This is a genomic window from Actinomadura sp. ATCC 39365 (genome assembly GCF_054392275.1).
This window is the reverse complement of sequence record NZ_CP184335.1, coordinates 5387818-5403520: the sequence shown is the minus strand read 5'-3', so window position 1 is coordinate 5403520 and position 15703 is coordinate 5387818. Positions and strand designations below refer to the sequence as shown.

14 protein-coding genes are annotated in these 15703 nt (G+C 74.1%); 8 read left to right on the top strand and 6 right to left on the bottom strand.

Features of this window, described 5'->3' with window-relative positions:
- The first annotated feature begins 345 nt into the window (after positions 1–345).
- From ACNF49_RS26455 to ACNF49_RS26445, 3 genes are read left to right on the top strand one after another with little or no spacing between them, the layout of a single operon-like run.
- Positions 346–1323, top strand: coding sequence for an ABC transporter substrate-binding protein (locus ACNF49_RS26455; RefSeq protein WP_482945365.1), 978 nt, complete (start codon positions 346–348; stop codon positions 1321–1323).
- On the top strand, positions 1320–2096 hold the full coding sequence (locus tag ACNF49_RS26450) for an ABC transporter permease (RefSeq protein ID WP_482945364.1): 777 nt from the start codon (positions 1320–1322) through the stop codon (positions 2094–2096). The genes ACNF49_RS26455 and ACNF49_RS26450 overlap by 4 nt, the downstream gene beginning before the upstream one ends.
- On the top strand, positions 2093–2899 hold the full coding sequence (locus ACNF49_RS26445; protein ID WP_357982151.1) for an ABC transporter permease: 807 nt from the start codon (positions 2093–2095) through the stop codon (positions 2897–2899). The genes ACNF49_RS26450 and ACNF49_RS26445 overlap by 4 nt, the downstream gene beginning before the upstream one ends.
- A gap of 3 nt (positions 2900–2902) precedes the next feature.
- Here ACNF49_RS26445 and ACNF49_RS26440 read toward each other — a convergent pair whose 3' ends face one another.
- From ACNF49_RS26440 to ACNF49_RS26430, 3 genes are read right to left on the bottom strand one after another with little or no spacing between them, the layout of a single operon-like run.
- On the bottom strand, positions 2903–3895 hold the full coding sequence (locus tag ACNF49_RS26440; RefSeq protein WP_482945363.1) for a nitrilase-related carbon-nitrogen hydrolase: 993 nt from the start codon (positions 3893–3895) through the stop codon (positions 2903–2905).
- A 1-nt stretch (position 3896) separates the two neighbouring features.
- Positions 3897–4340 (bottom strand): hypothetical protein, encoded by a 444-nt coding sequence (locus tag ACNF49_RS26435; protein ID WP_357982157.1) that lies wholly within the window; start codon positions 4338–4340, stop codon positions 3897–3899.
- Between the two features lie 3 nt (positions 4341–4343).
- The gene (locus ACNF49_RS26430; protein ID WP_482945362.1) at positions 4344–5753 is read right to left on the bottom strand and encodes an aldehyde dehydrogenase family protein; all 1410 of its coding nucleotides are present in this window, start codon (positions 5751–5753) and stop codon (positions 4344–4346) included.
- A 55-nt stretch (positions 5754–5808) separates the two neighbouring features.
- Between ACNF49_RS26430 and ACNF49_RS26425 the strand changes: the two genes are divergently transcribed.
- Positions 5809–6312 carry a nucleotidyltransferase domain-containing protein gene (locus ACNF49_RS26425; RefSeq protein WP_482945361.1) on the top strand — a complete coding sequence of 168 codons (504 nt, stop codon included), beginning with the start codon at positions 5809–5811 and terminating at the stop codon, positions 6310–6312.
- Positions 6313–6331: 19 nt separating this feature from the next.
- On the opposite strand, the gene ACNF49_RS26420 is transcribed toward ACNF49_RS26425, so the two are convergent.
- Together ACNF49_RS26420 and ACNF49_RS26415 are read right to left on the bottom strand one after the other, a co-directional pair.
- Positions 6332–7786 (bottom strand): serine/threonine-protein kinase, encoded by a 1455-nt coding sequence (locus tag ACNF49_RS26420; RefSeq protein WP_357982166.1) that lies wholly within the window; start codon positions 7784–7786, stop codon positions 6332–6334.
- 135 nt (positions 7787–7921) lie between these two features.
- On the bottom strand, positions 7922–8920 hold the full coding sequence (locus ACNF49_RS26415) for a hypothetical protein (RefSeq protein ID WP_482945360.1): 999 nt from the start codon (positions 8918–8920) through the stop codon (positions 7922–7924).
- A 153-nt stretch (positions 8921–9073) separates the two neighbouring features.
- On the opposite strand from ACNF49_RS26415, the gene ACNF49_RS26410 reads away from it, so the two are divergent.
- Complete coding sequence (locus tag ACNF49_RS26410) at positions 9074–12031, top strand: S8 family serine peptidase (protein ID WP_482945359.1); 2958 nt, start codon at positions 9074–9076, stop codon at positions 12029–12031.
- Here ACNF49_RS26410 and ACNF49_RS26405 read toward each other — a convergent pair.
- The gene (locus tag ACNF49_RS26405) at positions 12024–12881 is read right to left on the bottom strand and encodes an SDR family NAD(P)-dependent oxidoreductase (protein ID WP_482945358.1); all 858 of its coding nucleotides are present in this window, start codon (positions 12879–12881) and stop codon (positions 12024–12026) included. The two genes, ACNF49_RS26410 and ACNF49_RS26405, sit on opposite strands and share 8 nt — an antisense overlap.
- Before the next feature lie 120 nt (positions 12882–13001).
- On the opposite strand from ACNF49_RS26405, the gene ACNF49_RS26400 reads away from it, so the two are divergent.
- The 3 genes from ACNF49_RS26400 (at position 13002) to ACNF49_RS26390 (ending at position 15680) form a co-directional block, all read left to right on the top strand.
- A complete protein-coding gene (locus ACNF49_RS26400; protein WP_482945357.1) occupies positions 13002–13919 on the top strand; it encodes a LysR family transcriptional regulator in 918 nt (305 codons plus the stop codon).
- Between the two features lie 26 nt (positions 13920–13945).
- Positions 13946–14638: an HAD family hydrolase gene (locus tag ACNF49_RS26395; RefSeq protein ID WP_498703038.1), complete on the top strand. Its 693-nt coding sequence runs from the start codon at positions 13946–13948 to the stop codon at positions 14636–14638.
- Positions 14639–14804: 166 nt separating this feature from the next.
- Positions 14805–15680, top strand: coding sequence for a hypothetical protein (locus ACNF49_RS26390; RefSeq protein WP_482945355.1), 876 nt, complete (start codon positions 14805–14807; stop codon positions 15678–15680).
- Positions 15681–15703 lie beyond the last annotated feature (23 nt).

Below are 15703 nucleotides of genomic sequence, written 5' to 3'. Positions count from 1 at the left end.
ATGCTCTCAACCCGGCTCTCATGGCACGCCCAAGGAGCGGCAATGACCACGTCGGCGGCGATACGCAGTTCAGCAATTGATCCCGCAATGGCCAGGGATATACACGAATAACCGATTTACCGCGACTTATACCGACCGTTAGGGGCGTCAATACAAATGCCCGGTTTGTTTCATGGCGGTGGCCGCGACTCCTGCTGTACGATCGCCATTCGTGGCAGCGGGGCTTTCCGGTGACGCCGAACGGTCGGGGGGTTCGGGCGATTCGGGCCCGCGTCCGTCCGTGCGCGCGCCGCGATTCTCCCATTGCCCGGCCAGGAACCGCGCCGGCAGTCAGGAGAGAGCATCGTGAAGATCGCACACGCCGCCGCCGCGCTGGCCCTCGTCGCGGGCCTCGCGGCCTGCGGCGGCGGCGCGGCCCCCACCCCCACCAGCGGCTCCGGAAGTTCCGGCGGGCCGGAGAAGACACAGCTCCTCGTCGGCGTGGTGCCGGTGCCGTCGGCGGCGCCGCTGTTCATCGCCGAGAAACGCGGTTTCTTCAAGGCCGAGGGCCTGACGGTCAAGACCGAGATCATCCAGGCCCCTCAGGCGGTCATGCCGAAAATACTCAACGGCAGCATGGACGCGTTCCTGACCTCCTACGTCTCGCTGCTGTCCATCAACGATTCCGGCGCGGCCAAGCTCAAACTGTTCCAGCACAGCCAGGAGTCGGCGCCCGGAATCGCGGGCGTGGTCGTGCCCAAGGGGTCGCCGGTCCGCTCCGCCACCGACCTCAAGGGCAAGACGGTCGCGGTCAACGTGCTCAAGGCGCTGGGCCAGACGGTCACCAACGCCCACCTCCAGCAGGCCGGGCTCGCCCCCGACGACGTCAAGTACGTGGCGATGCCGTTCAACGAGCAGCTCGGCGCGCTGGCCTCGGGCAAGGTCGACGCCGCCTGGCTGGTCGAGCCGTTCCTGACCGCCGCCAGGAAGGCGGGCGGCACGCAGGTGATCGACACGATGTCGGGCCCGACCGCGGGCATCCCGATCGACGGCTGGGGCGTGTCCGAGTCCTGGCTGGCCGCCAACCCCCGCACCGCCGCCGCCTTCCACCGCGCGCTGGCCAAGGCCCAGGGCGTCGCCGCCGCCGACCGCAAGGCGATCGACGCGGTCATCCCGACGTACACGCAGATCGACGCGGCGAGCGCGGCGGCCATGAAGCTCGGCGTCTTCTCGATGGAGCCGCCCCGGGAGGGCTTCCAGAAACTGGCCGACCTGCTCGTCGGCTACGGCTACCTGAAGAGCAGGCCCGACGTCGGCACGCAGATCGCGACCGGCCTGGAATGATCACGCGGGGCGGGCGGCTGGTCCTCGGGGCGGCGGGGGTCGCCGGGGCGCTGGTCCTGACCGAGGCCGCGGGGCGGGCCGGGCTCATCGACCCCGGGGTGCTGCCGTACGCCTCCGACGTCCTGGCCGCCGCGGCCGGGCTGGCGACCGACGGCGCCTTCCACGCGCAGGTGCTGGCCACGCTCGGCGCGTGCGCGGCGGGCCTGCTGATCGCGCTCGCGGTGGCGGTGCCGGCCGGGCTGCTGCTCGGCACGGTGCCGGTGGTGGAGCGCTCGGCGCGGCCGCTGGTGGAGTTCCTGCGGCCGATCCCGTCGGTGTCGCTGATCCCGCTGGCCATGTTCCTGTTCCCCGACAGCGCCGACGCCAAGACCTCGCTGATCGTCTACACCTGCTGCTGGCCGCTGCTCGTCAACACCATGTACGGCCTGTCCGACGTCGACCCGCAGGCCAAGGAGACGCTGCGCAGCTTCGGCTTCGGCCCGCTGGCGGTCGTGCTGCGGGTCTCGCTGCCGAGCGCCGCGCCGTTCGTCGCCACCGGCGTGCGCATCTCTGTCGGGGTCACCCTCATCGTCGCCGTCAGCGTGGAGCTCATCGCGGGCGGCGACGGCATCGGCACGTTCCTGCTCCAGGCCGGCAGCGCCAACCACGTCGACCGGGTGCTGGCCGGCACGCTGTGGGCGGGCCTGCTCGGGCTGGCGGCCAACCTGCTGGTCACCTCGGCCGAGCGGTGGCTGTTCCGCTGGCACCACGCCCGCGCGCAGGCCGCCGCGTGACCCGGCCGGGGCCGGGCGGGCCCGGGGCGACCGTCCGGCGGTGGGCGCGCCGCCACTGGCTGCTGCCCGTGGTGGCGGTGTTGTGGGAGCTGGTCGCCCGGCGGGCGGCGGCCGTCTACTTCCCGCCGCCCAGCACGATCCTGGCGCGGCTGCGCGAGATGTGGTTCTCCGGCTCGCCGGGCCGGCTGTTCCTGACCGACGAGGCGGTCGCCGACCTGCTGCCCAGCCTCGGGCGGCTGGTGGCGGGCTGGGCGCTGGCCGCGCTGGCCGGGGTGGCGCTGGGCCTGGCCCTGGGCCGCCTGGAGTGGCTGGCGGCGCTGGCCGAGCCGCTGCTGCACCTCGGCCGCTCGGTGCCGCCCGCGGCGCTGCTGCCGGTGTTCCTGCTGCTGTTCAAGATCGGCACCCCGATGCAGCTCGCCTCGATCGTGTACGGGGTCGTGTGGCCCGTACTGATCAACTCGATGGACGGCGGCCGCCACGTCGACCGCGGCTACCTCGACACCGGCCGGGTCTTCCGCCTGTCGGCGGCCACCCGCCTGTTCCACGTCGTGCTGCCCGCGGCCGCGCCGAAGATCCTGGCCGGTCTGCGGCTCAGCGTGTCGCTGGCGCTGATCATGATGGTGATCTCCGAGCTGTACGGCAGCAGCGAGGGCATCGGCCACCGCCTGCTGGAGGCGCAGAGCCAGTTCGACATCCCGGCCATGTGGGCCGGCATCGTGCTGCTGGGCGTGCTCGGCGTGGCGCTCAACTCGATCTTCCTGGCGGCCGAGCGGAGGCTGCTGCGCCGCTACGCCCGCGCCTGACGCTCAGCCCCGGCCGTGCAGGCGCTCGATGACCTCGCGCTGCCGGGCGACGTGGAAGCCGCGGTCAGGGGCGGTGTCCAGGTCGGCGGGCCGCTCGACGTCGTGCGCGGCGTACTCCTGCGCCCACAGCGCCGTCTTGACCCGGCTGGGCAGGTTCGCCATGCCGGGCCTGCGCCGGACGCGGCGCAGCGCGGCCAGGTCCAGCTCGGCGGCGGCGACCAGCGTCTCCCCCGGCCCGGCCTGGGCCAGCGCGCGGCCCTCGTGGTCGATCACCTCCGAGCCGCCGTTGACCGAGTCGCCCGGGATCGCGATGCCGGACAGCCCGGCGGTGTTGGCCGAGACGACGAAGGCCAGGTTCTCCACCGCGCGGGCGCGGCGGGCGACGGCCTTGGGGGTCAGGGCGGGCGAGTACGCCTCGGAGGTCGGGTTGCAGAACACCTCCGCGCCGCGCAGCGCCAGCGCCCTGGCCAGCTCGGGCACCAGGATCTCCTCCGAGGCGAGCGCGGCCAGGTTGCCGATCTCGGTGCGCGCGACCGGCAGCACGCCGTCGAGCCCGTACCGGTCGAGGTACCGCTCCCACACGTCGTACGGCGTGGGCGTGAACAGCGAGTGCAGCCGCCGGTAGCGCAGCACCGCCTCCCCCGCCGGGGAGAGGATCACGCACGCCTGGAAGTACAGGCCGGGGAAGTGCTCGTCGCGCTCGTAGGCGTTGACGCACAGGAACACGTCGTTGTCGGCGGCGATCGCGGCCAGCGCCCGGTACTCGGGCCCGTCCACGTCGAGGGCGGCCTTCTCGCGCCACTCGGCCGGGCCCTGCCCGGCGGGGAAGCCGGTCAGGACGTACTCCGGCAGCACCACCAGCCGCAGGGCGGGGCCGAGCCACGCCTTGCTGCCGCCGACGCGCTCCGCGACGCGCCCGACGGCGGCGGCCAGGTCGGCGCGGTCGGTGACGGCCCTGGCCGCGACCTGGAGCGCCAGGGCGGTGTAGGCGGTCATGTCAGGCGGTCCTGTGCTCGTCGATCAGCGTGCGCCGGACGCACTCGCCGTTCCTGATCCACTGCCAGGTGCGGCTGCGGGAGGCGCCGTCCGGGCTCAGCACGATCAGCTCGAACAGCCGCAGGTCGTCGCCCTCGGCCTTGAAGCGCCAGGTCAGGTAGATGGTGCTGTCGTCGAGCTCCCAGAACTGGCCGGTCAGCCGGTCGGTGTCGAACGCGCACCGGCCGCCGCCCAGGTACGTGCCGGGGAACTCGTGCACCTCGGTGCGGCCGTCGTCCCAGCGGTAGCGGTTGGTCTGGTGGTAGCCGGCGTCGTCGACGATCGCGCAGGTCATCTCGACGTGGTGGCGGTCGATCACGGCGCCGTCCTTGTCGACGTGCACGTACTCGCCGGCCCACTCGCCCTCGTGGCGGGCCAGCAGCGGCATCTCGGCACGCAGTCCCATGCTCTATCCCTCCCTGGGGTGCCACCACGGGTCGGCGGCCCCGGACCGGTTGATCAGGTACGCCCTGCGGCGCAGGAACCGGCCGATCGAGGCGGCGCCCATGCGCGAGCCGCCGAGCCCCGACAGGCCGAAGGAGTTCTTCTCGCCCTCGTGGACGAGCGCGGTCAACGCGGCGTCGTTGACGCTGACCGCGCCGGCGTTCAGCCGGGCCGCGACGGCCAGCGCCTCCTCCTCGGTGGCGGCGAACACGGCGGCCGACAGCCCGTACGCGCTGTCGTTGGCCAGCGCCACCGCCTCCTCCGCCCCGGACACGGCCATGACCGGCAGCACCGGCCCGAACGTCTCCTCCGTCATGACCAGCATGTCGTGCCCCACCCGCGACAACACGGTGGGGCGGCACCACAGCCCGCCGCCGTGCCGCTCGATCGCGCCGCCCGTGTGGGTCAGCGCGCCCTTGGCGGCGGCGTCGGCCAGGTGGGCCGCGATCACGCCGGCCTGCGCGGGGTCGATGATCGGCCCGATGGGGCCGCCCTCGCAGGTCAGCCGGGTCCGCGCGGCCCGGTCGGCGAGCAGGCCGAGGAAGGCGTCGCAGGCGCCGCGCTCGACGTAGACGCGCTCCACCGACTGGCACGACTGCCCGGCGTTGGCCGTGCCGCCCCACAGGACGGCCTCGGCCGCCCGTTCCAGGTCGGCGCCGGCCAGCACGATCGCCGCGTCCTTGCCGCCCAGCTCCAGGTGGGCGGGGACGAACGCGCGCGCCGCGGCCTCGGCCACCCGGCGGCCCGTCGGCACGCTGCCGGTGAACACGACGGTGTCGACCAGTCCGACGAGCCGTTCGCCGGTCTCGGCGGCCCCCTCGACCAGCCGCAACGGCAGCTCGGCGGGGACCAGCCGCATCAGCGGCTCGATGAAGCGCGGCGTCACCTCGCTCGGCTTGACCAGCACCGCGCAACCGGCCGCCAGCGCGGGCACCGCGTCGATCAGGGCGAGCAGCAGCGGGAAGTTCCAGGGGCTGATCACCCCGGCCAGCTCGTACGGCACCGCGTCGCCGCCCACGACGATCCCCGGCAGCGCGGCCGGCCGTTCTGGCGGGGGCGCGAGCAGGGCTGGGGCCTGGCGCGCCCATCGTTCGGCGAGCCCGGCCGTGAGCTGCCGTTCCAGCCTGGACTCGGCCTCCCGGCCCGTGTCGGCCACCAGCGCGGCCAGCAGCTCGTCGTCGGCCGCCAGCGCCCGGCCGAACGCGGCCAGCACCTCGCCCCGGTCGGCGGCCCGGTCGGGGGCCCGCCAGGCGGGGGCCATCGCGCGCAGCCCGGCCGCGATCTCCGCCAGCCGGTCGGGGCCGACGGGCGCGAGCGGCCGCTCGGCCCGCCCGGTGAGCGGGTTCCTGACGACGTGCCCGGTCGAAGGCGTCACGAGGCCCATTCTGAGCACGTTGACCATCGCGGTGTCCAGCCGTACGCTACCCCGAATGATCTTCGACGCCGGAGAGCTGCTACGGGTGCGCGCGGCGCTGCGCGCGGCCGGCTGCCAGGTGTGGATCGCCGGCGGCTGGGGCGTCGACGCCCTCGTCGGCCGGGCCACCCGCGACCACCTCGACCTCGACCTGTTGCACCGGGCCGAGCAGGAGCCACGCGTCATCGGGGCGCTGGAGGCGCTCGGCTACACCGAGCGGGACGGCGTGGTGCCCGGCCGGCCGGCCCGTTTCGTCATGGCCGACGACCTCGGCCGCGAGCTGGACCTGCACCCGCTCCGCTTCGCCGCGGACGGCTCGGCCGTGCAGGACCTCGACGACCGGGGCGGCGCGCTCTTCTACCCGGCGGCCGCCTTCACCTCGGGCACGGTCGCCGGGCGGCGCGTGCCGTGCCTGTCGGCGGCCCAGCAGCTCGCCTTCCACCAGGGGTACGAGCCGAGGGAGCGCGACCTGCACGACCTGGCGCTGCTGGGCGAGCTGCCCGGGACCACCGGCGGCTGAAGCCGGTCAGCCGGGCCGGTCAGCCCTGGAGCAGCGCCGCGATCGTGGCCAGCAGCGCGATCGGCCCCATGACGGCCACCGTCACCACGGTCGCGCTGCGGCCGGGCAGGAGGCGGGCCAGCACGCGCGCGGCCCTGCGCCGCGCGGGCGCCGCGCCGGGCAGCACGAACAGCCCCAGCGTGAACCCGCCGGCGGCCAGGGCCTCGGCGTGGCTGGTGCTCGATCCGGCCGCCTCCAGCAGGCCGGCCACGCCCAGGCCGACGGCCAGCGACAGCAGCAGGTTGCCCATGGCCACGAGCGCGGCGCGGGCCGGCGTCGGCCGCTCCTCGGACAGGAAGTGGTCGGCGACGCGCAGCGCCAGCGAGAGCGCCACCGCCAGCAGACCGCCGACGACCGGCGTGACGACGGTGGTGGCCGACAGCGTCACCAGCGCCAGCACGCCGACGAACGCGCTGCTGGTCACGAACCGCCGCAGGTCGAAGGGCTCGGCGGGGGCGGCGGGCGCGGGAGCGGGACGCGGGCGTTCCCACTGCCGGTCCGCGTGGACGGTGGGGGCGGGCGGCGCCGGCTGCTCGTGGTGGCCGCGCGGCGCGTACTCGACCGGCGGGAGCAGGGCGGAGACGGCGTCCATGGTGAGCGTGCTGGCGCCGGGCCGTTCGGCCATGAGCGGGCGGCCGCCGGGGTCGAGCGCCCCGGCCTGCCGCAGCAGCTCCCGGGCGACGGGCCGGGCCGCCGGGTCGACGCGCAGCGCGCCGGCCAGCCAGCCGCGCAGCCACGCGGGCGCCTCGTCGAGCCGCGCCCGTCCCTCCATGGTGTTGAAGCAGACGGCCTCGAACGACCCGGTGCCGAACGGTGGCAGCCCCGTGGCGGCGAAGAACACCGTCGAGGCCAGCGCGTGCACGTCGGCCGCCGGGGTGACCTGCGAGGCCCGGATGATCTCCGGCGCCAGGTAGCCGGGCGTGCCGACGAACATGCCCGACTGCGTCAGCCGGGCCGCGTCGACCAGGTGGGCGATGCCGAAGTCGATGACCAGCGGCTCACCGCCGACCAGCATGACGTTGGCCGGTTTGAGGTCACGGTGGATCACGCCGGCCGCGTGGATGTCGACCAGCGCCTGGCACAACCCCTGCGCGAGCCTGACCACCGCGCCGGCCTCCAGCGGGCCGTCGGTCAGGACGGCCTGCTCCAGCGTGCGACCGTCGGCGAAGCGCGTCACGACGTAGGGCCGCTGGGCGTCGAACTCGGCGTCGACGACCTCGGCGACGTACCGGCTGCGCACCCGGCGCATGGTCTCCACCTCGCGCACCAGGCGGTCGCGCGCCTTGAGGTCGGCGGCGACGTGCGGATGCAGCACCTTGATCGCGACCTGGCGACCCGCGCCGTCGAGACCGAGGTGGGCGACCCCCATGCCGCCCTCGCCGATCTTCCTGATCACCCGGTAAGGGCCGAGATGCTCCTGCGTCTGAGCACTCATCCTCGACGTCATCCTCCGTGTTCCCCCGTTGTTCCCCGCTGGCCGTGCACCGGCGCGCGGCGAGGAACATTCTCCCGCAGCGCACCCCCGAGATGCACAGTAAGCGAAGATCGACCGAAGTGCGGCGATATGGAATCAGAGCCAGCCGCGGGCGGCCGCCTCCGCGCCCGCCTGGAAGCGGCTGGTCACGCCGAGGCTCTCCACCACGGCGGCGATCTTGCGGGTGGCCGTCCTGGGGCTGACGCCGAGGTGGCGGCCGATGGCCTCGTCCTTGAGCCCGGCGTTGAGCAGGCGCAGCACGAGCAGGTCCGCCTCCGCCGGGCGTTCCTGCGCCGCCGGCGGCAGCCCGGTCAGCGGCCGGCCGCGCTCCCAGTAGACGTCGAACAGCTCGACCAGCGCGTCCAGCAGCCGCGAGGGGTGCAGCAGGGCGATGTTGTCGTAGACGCCGTCCACCAGCGGGAACAGGCCGATCCTGCGGTCGGCGATGCGCAGCTTGAACGGCAGGTGCGCGACGAACCGGGACCGCTCGCCCTCCTCGGCCAGCCGGATCAGGGTCTCCAGGCGGCCGGGCCGGTCCAGGGACTCGGCGCAGTAGACCACCCGGATGTCCACGCCGCGTGCCAGCAGTTGCCGGGTGCCGTCCAGCTCCGACTCGTTGGTGTCGTGGGAGTCGTCGGGGCGTCCCACGTAGGGAGGGCGGTCGAAGCCGAGCAGTTCCACGCCGACCGTCCGCTGCAGCTCGGTGATCACCCGCTTGACGGCCTCCTCGCCGGCCAGGACCTCCACGACGCCGGCGGGCCCGGAGCCCATCCGGCCGGAGTGGTAGAGCTGGGCGAAGTCCGACACGACCGTCCGGACCGCCGCGAGCCGCGCCTCGGTCTCCAGGCGCCGGCGGTCCACCAGCCACTCGATCGCCGCCTCCGGCGGCACGGCCTCGTACCGGCCGGGTCCGGTGCGGCGCAGCAGCCCGGCGTCGGCCAGGCGGGCCAGCGCGGCGCGCACCCGGGCGGGGCCGGTCCCCAGCTCGGCCGCGGCCCGGGCCGTGGGCAGGCCGGGCCCGCGCAGCAGCAGCCGGTACAGCCGCTCGTCGAAGTCCGACAGGCCCACCGCGCCGAGCACAGAGCCGTCCGCCACAAAACACCTTCCGAAAATGTCGTTTTTGGTCACGTGGCCGAAAATGTCAGCACTATATCTCGACACTGATCTCCACTGGACGCTTGACTCCATGGCGGCCCTCCGGTGATCCTCCCCGGACGGGTGACCAGGCTCGTCCCCCCTTGAGGAGCAATGTCCCGCAACACCCGCGTTCATCGCGCACTGGCACTGGCCGCCGCGCTGGCGGTCACCGCCGCCGTCCCGGCCGTGGCCCGGCCCGCAGCGGCCTCCACAGCGGCCGCCGCCCCGCCCGCCGCCCCCTCCCCCTACGTCGTCACCCTGACCGAGTCGCCCCTGGCCACCTACGACGGCGGCGTCACCGGCATCGCGCCCACCAGGGGCGGCAAGGGCAGGAAGGTGGACACCACCAGCCCCCACGCCAGGCGTTACCGCGACCGCCTGACGACCCGGCAGGACGAGGTGGCCCGCAGCGTCGGCGCGTCCGCCACCGCCCACCACGTGGTGGCCTCCAACAGCTTCACCGCCGACCTCACCCCCGCCCAGGCCCTGCGGCTGCACGCCACCCGGGGCGTGCTCTCGGTCACCCCGGACGTCCTGCACAAGGCCCTGGACGACCGGAACTCCACCGACTTCCTGCGCCTGTCCGGCGACCGCGGCCTGTGGGCCGCACTCGGCGGCACGGGCAAGGCGGGCAAGGGCGTGGTCGTCGGCGTCGTCGACACCGGCATCTGGCCGGAGAACCCGTCCTTCGCCGGCCCGGCCCTCGGCACGGAGCCGCCCGCCGACGCCGACCCGTACCGTCCCTATCTCAAGGATGGCGCCACGGTCATGCGGAAGGCCGACGGCTCCACGTTCACCGGCCTCTGCCGGACCGGCGAGCGCTTCACCGCCGACCTGTGCAACGGCAAGCTGGTCAGCGCCCGCTACTTCGGCGAGCAGTGGCTCCGGCAGACCCCGCCGCAGCAGCGCGACGACTTCGCCTCACCGCGCGACGCCCAGGGCCACGGCTCGCACACCGCCGGGACCGCGGCGGGCAACCACGGCGTCCCGGCCGCCGCGAACGGCATCGACTTCGGCACGGTCTCCGGCGTCGCGCCGGGCGCGGCGATCGCCGTCTACAAGGCGCTGTGGCAGGGCAAGGACGGCGGCACGACGGGCGGCTTCAGCTCCGACCTCATCGCGGCCATCGACCAGGCGGTGGCCGACGGCGTGGACGTGATCAACTACTCGATCGGCAGCGCGATGTCGGAATCGGCCGCCGACGACCCGATCCAGCTCGCCTTCCTGGCCGCCGCCCAGGCCGGCGTCTTCGTCGCGACGGCCGGCGGCAACTCCGGCCCCGACGCCTCCACGCTGGACAACACCGCGCCCTGGACGACGACCGTCGCCGCCGGCACGATCGCGCCCCGCCGGGGCGAGGTCCGGCTCGGCGACGGCGCCGCCTACCGGGGCATCAGCACCTCGGTCGTCGCGCCGCTCGGCCCCGTCCCGCTGGTCACCGCCGTGTCGGTGAAGACCGGCCAGGCGGCCGACGCCGACGCCGAGGTGTGCGCGGCCGGCTCGCTCGACCCGGCCGAGGCGGCCGGGAAGATCGTCTACTGCGCGCGCGGGACGACACCCCGCGTGGACAAGTCGGCCGAGGTCAGGCGGGCCGGCGGCGTGGGCATGGTGCTGGGCAACCCGACCCCCCAGTCCACCGACGCCGACCTGCACGCCGTGCCGACCGTGCACGTGGACGCGCCCGACGCGGGGAGGATCGCGGCGTACGCGGCCACGCCGGGCGCGACGGCCACCCTGCTCCCGGCCCCCGCCGACGGCGTGGCCTATCCCGAGGTGACCAGCTTCTCCTCGCGCGGCCCCGCCCTGTCCGCCAAGGGCGACCTGCTCAAGCCGGACGTCACCGCCCCCGGCGCGGCGATCCTGGCCGCCGTGGCGCCGCCGGGCAACGACGGCAAGGACTTCGACTTCTACTCCGGCACCTCGATGGCCACCCCGCACATCGCCGGCCTGGCCGCCCTTTACCTCGGCCGGCATCCCCTGATGTCGCCGATGGCGATCAAGTCGGCCATGATGACCACCGCCTACGACACCAGGACCCCGGACGTCTTCGCCCAGGGCGCCGGGCACGTGGACCCGTCCCGCATGTTCACCCCCGGCCTGGTCTACGACGCCGGGCCGAAGGACTGGTACGGGTTCCTGGAGGGCCTCGGCGTGGCCACCGGCACCGGCGTCGCGCCGCTGGCCGCCTCCGACCTGAACTACCCGACGATCGCGGTGGCCGCGCTGTTCGGCTCGCGCACGGTCACCCGCCGGGTGACGGCGCTCATGCCGGGCGTCTACCACGCCTCGATCGAGGTGCCCGGGTTCAGGGCGAAGGTCAAGCCGTCCACGCTGGTGTTCAAGGAGGCCGGGCAGACCAGGGAGTTCACCGTCACGCTGGAGACCCTGCCCGAGGCCACCGGCGAGACCGCCACCGGCCGGCTCACCTGGAGCGGGGCGGGCACCACCGTGCGCAGCGCGATCGTGGCCACGCCGCTGAGCGCCAGGGCGCCCGCCGAGGTGCGCGGCGCGGGCGCGACCGGCTCGCTCTCCTTCGAGGTGACGCCGGGGCTGAAGAAGTTCCAGGTCACCCCGTACGGGCCGGTCTCGGGAGCCGAGACGCCCGGCACGGTCGGCCAGGACGAGGTGTGGGGTCGCGAGATCCCGGTCACGGTGCCCGAGGGCGCCAGGGCCGCCGCGTTCCGCATCAAGGCGGTGAACCCGGAGGCCCAGGTGGGCGGCCTGCTCGTCTACGAGGGCGCCGGCGGGCGCGAGTTCGAGACATGGGTGTCCAGCCCGGACGGCGACCACCGCGCCGTGCTGTCCCGCCCGCGGCCCGGCAGGCACACCCTGATCGTGCTCAGCCTCGGCGACCTGCCGGGGACGACGTCCACGGCGTTCACCACCCAGGCCGACATCGTGGCGGCGAGCCACGCGCGTGGCGCGCTCACGGTGACGCCGGCCCGCCCGAAGGTGACCGCCGGCACGCCGTTCACGCTGACCGCGTCCTGGACGGGCGCGACGCCGCGCGTCAACACCGGCTACGTCGAGTACCCCAACGGCGCCGGGACGATCGTCACGATCAACTAGCCGCCCGCCACTCCGGCCGCCACGGCAGAACCCGTCCGAACCGGACGAGTTCCCCGTAGTGGCCGGGGTCCACCGGGCCGAGGGCCAGGTCGAGCAGGGGGACGGCGGCCTGCTCCGATGAAGGGGCGCCGCTGACGTCCCACCACAGGCCGGACGTCGGCGTGTTGATCATCCCCGGGCAGACGGCGGCCAGCAGGATCCCGCGGCGGGCGTCGTCCTCCCGCCGCCGTCCGGCCAGCGCCCGTACCGCGGCGACCTGCCAGACCTTGGACGGGATGTTGACGAACCCCGGCCAGGACTGGGCGCGGGCGCTGCCGTCCTTGACCGCGTCGCGCCAGGCGGCCACCTGCGCGTCCACCTCCTCCAGGGTGGTCACCCCGTCGAAGCGGTCGTGCAGGACGGGGGCCAGGTGGTGCAGCGTGCCCAGCGAGCTGCCGACCACCAGGAACCTGCCGCCGTCCCGGACCAGCGGGGCGAAGGCGCGCAGGAGCCGGGTGGTGCCGAAGTTGTTCACCTCGGTGTAGGCGTCGATGAGGGCGCGCATGTCGTCGTCCGGGCCGACGCGCATGACGGCGTTGCCGGCGACGACGTCCACGCCGCCGTGCCGCTCACGCAACAGGCCGGCGAGCTCGGCGGCGGCCCGCGGGTCGGCCACGTCGAGCAGCTCGCCGCGGACGCGGGCGCCGGTCGCCGGCATCGCCGCCGCGGCCTCGGCCACGCGGGCGGCGTCGCGCCCGGTGAGGTAGACGGTGTCGTCCGGCGTCATCCGGCGGGCCAGCCCTTCGACGAGGGCCAGCCCGAGCCCCTGCGTCGCGCCGGTCACCAGGGCGACCTTCGGGGTGGTGCTCATTGTCGCTCCTTCGGGAAGTGCTTCTGCGGGCCGGTGCGCGCTCCCGGCACCGGTCAGGTTAGAAGCGGCCGGAGGTATTCGGGTAGCGAAAGTTCCTCGAGTCCGGTATGCGTGATCGGCATGGCCTTCACCGACGCGTCGCTCACCGCCCTGCGGGTCTTCCGCGAGGTCGCCGAGCGGGGCACGCTCACCGCGGCGGCCACCGCCCTCGGCTACACGCAGTCCGCCGTGTCCCGGCAGGTCGCCGCGCTCGAACGCGCCGCCGGGGCCCGCCTGCTGGAGCGGCGGCACGACGGCGTGCGCCTGACCGCCGCCGGACGGCTCGTGCTGCGCCGCGCCGCGGCCGTCGTGGACGAGGTCGACGCCGCGGCCAGGGAGCTGGCCGGGCTGCCCGGCGAGCCGGCGACCGTCCGGTTCGGCTGGTTCGCCGCGGCGGGGGCCGTGCTGGTGCCCCGCGCGCTGGCCGAGCTGCGCCGCACGCGTCCGTCCATCGCGGTCACCGGGCGGGAGGACGGCAGCTCGGCCCTGGTGCGCGCGTTGCGGGCCGGCACGCTGGACGTGGCCCTGCTCAGCTCGGCCCCGCCGTTCCGCGCCCCGGACACCGAGACGCCGCCGCTGGAGATCGAGATCCTCACCGAGCGCGGCCTGCGGGTGGCCGTCCCCGCCGAGCACCCGCTGGCCAGGGGCGAGTACGTGGACGTCGCCGACCTGCACGGCCGCCCCTGGATCGCCAGTCCGGCCGCCCCGGCGGGCGAGAGCCCCACCCTGGGCGTGTGGCCTGGCCTGGACGAGCGGCCGGAGACGGTGTTCGTCGTCCGCGACTGGCTGGCCAAGCTCGCCCTCGTGGCGGCCGGCTGCGGGCTGACCACGGTGCCGGCGTCGATGGGCCCGGCCGTGCCGGAGGGCGTACGGGTGCTGCCGGTGCGGGGCGGGCCGCGCGAGCAGCGGCGGCTGCTGCTGGCCCGCCTCCCCGGCCCCGTCCCCGGGCCGGTCGCGGACCTGGCGGGCGTGCTGCGCGCCGTCGCCGTCGGCTCCTGACCGGGCCACCGGTTATGGTGTGGCCTGTGATCCGTGCCGTGGTGGTTGATGTCGACGACACCCTGTGCCTCACCGAGGCCGCGTGCTTCGAGCTGGAGAACGAGGTCCTGGCGCGCCTCGGCCACGGGCCCATGTCCAGGGCGGTGCACGTGGCGACCTGGGGCCGGCCGCTGCACGAGGCCATGCCGCTCCGCTCGCCCGGCCTCGACCTGACCACCTATCTGCCGCTGCATCACGCCGTGCTGCGCGAGTACGTGGCGGCCGGGCTGGTCGACGTCGTCCCGGGGGCGAACCTGCGCGCGATCGACGAGCTCAACGCGGCCGGGCGCGAGGTCATGCTGCTGACCTCGCGCGACGAGGCCGAGATGGAGCACCTGATGGCGCCGGGCCACGCGCTGGACGGCCGGATCGCGGCGGTCTACCACGCCGGCAACACGCGCTTCGGCAAGCCCGACCCGCGCGCCTTCGACGAGCTGCTGGCCGCCACCGGCCTCGACCCCGCCGAGTGCCTCTACGTGGGCGACTCCCCCACCGACGCCGAGGCGGCCACCGGCGCGGGCCTGCGGTTCGTCGCCTGCATGCAGAGCGGGCTGCGCCGGCCCGCCGACTTCGCCCCGCACCCGGTCGACGCCTTCATCGACGCCTTCCCCGCCCTGGCCGGCACCGTCGCCCTGCTGGAGGAGGCCGCCCGCGGCCCGCTGACGACGGCCCTCGACTAGGAACGTCCTGGACCTGCTCGGCAGAGCCTCAAGCGGCAAAAACCCAAATAACCTACTTTTAGCTTTCTGTCCGATATGTGCTACGTGTAGTGATTATCAGCCCCGGGGATGACAAAGCAAGCAAATCGCGGCTCATTCACCATGAGTCCGATCGGGGGGATATTCAATGCAGGCAACCAGGGCCTACCGGGTCATCGGAGGCGCCGTTCTCTCGGCCGCCGCATTCACGGCCGGAACGCCGGCGGCCGGCGCGGCGGTCGCCAATGTACCGTGCTCAGGGGCCGCGCTGGTGAACGCGATCGACAACGCCGCACCGGGCGCCACGCTCAATCTTTCACCTGGCCGTACATACGTCCTGAACAACTCGACCGGGCCGCTCCCGTCGATTGACACGCCCCTCACCGTCCACGGGCAGAACAGCACGATCGTGCGGGACGCGGCAGCGAGCCCGTTCCGCCTGTTCACCGTCAACAGCAACTTCAACCTGGACCGGGTCAGGCTCACGGGCGGCGACGCGACGACCTCCCCGGGAGGATTCGGCGGGGCCGTCGCGGTCAACAGCGGAACCACGAACCTCGACAGGGTGCTCGTCCAGAACAACACCGGCACCTTCTCCGGCGGCCTCGGCGGCGTCGGCGGAACTGTCGTCAGCGTGTCGAACAGCAATATCCAGTACAACTCCGCGACCAGGAACGGCGGGGGCGCGACCAATAACGGGAGAATGTCCTTCACCAACAGCGTGCTCGACAACAACCGCGCCGGAGAAAGAGGCGGGGCGATTGCGAGCGACGGAATTCTCACCATCATTCGCAGCACCATCTACGACAATGCGGCCGGCATTGTCGGCGGGGGTGTGGCGAACATCGGTCCCGGCACCGCGGTGATCAGCCGTAGCGTGATCAACGACAACAGGGCCGGCACCGCCCCGGGAGGGATCGACAACGAGGGCGCCCCCGGCTCCGTGACGCTGACGGCCTCGGTCGTGCGGGGCAACGTCCCGACCAACTGCGCACCCACCCCCGTCCCCGGCTGCGTCAACTAGGCGGCGCCCTCGTCCTGGCGTCC

What these genes read in the sequence shown, in the direction of transcription:
- ACNF49_RS26450 (WP_482945364.1), top strand. Translation starts at nt 1,320, where the DNA reads ATGATCACGCGGGGCGGGCGGCTGGTCCTCGGGGCGGCGGGGGTCGCC.
- ACNF49_RS26440 (WP_482945363.1), bottom strand. Translation starts at nt 3,895, where the DNA reads ATGACCGCCTACACCGCCCTGGCGCTCCAGGTCGCGGCCAGGGCCGTC.
- ACNF49_RS26435 (WP_357982157.1), bottom strand. Translation starts at nt 4,340, where the DNA reads ATGGGACTGCGTGCCGAGATGCCGCTGCTGGCCCGCCACGAGGGCGAG.
- ACNF49_RS26425 (WP_482945361.1), top strand. Translation starts at nt 5,809, where the DNA reads ATGATCTTCGACGCCGGAGAGCTGCTACGGGTGCGCGCGGCGCTGCGC.
- ACNF49_RS26420 (WP_357982166.1), bottom strand. Translation starts at nt 7,786, where the DNA reads ATGAGTGCTCAGACGCAGGAGCATCTCGGCCCTTACCGGGTGATCAGG.
- ACNF49_RS26410 (WP_482945359.1), top strand. Translation starts at nt 9,074, where the DNA reads ATGTCCCGCAACACCCGCGTTCATCGCGCACTGGCACTGGCCGCCGCG.
- ACNF49_RS26405 (WP_482945358.1), bottom strand. Translation starts at nt 12,881, where the DNA reads ATGAGCACCACCCCGAAGGTCGCCCTGGTGACCGGCGCGACGCAGGGG.
- ACNF49_RS26400 (WP_482945357.1), top strand. Translation starts at nt 13,002, where the DNA reads ATGGCCTTCACCGACGCGTCGCTCACCGCCCTGCGGGTCTTCCGCGAG.
- ACNF49_RS26390 (WP_482945355.1), top strand. Translation starts at nt 14,805, where the DNA reads ATGCAGGCAACCAGGGCCTACCGGGTCATCGGAGGCGCCGTTCTCTCG.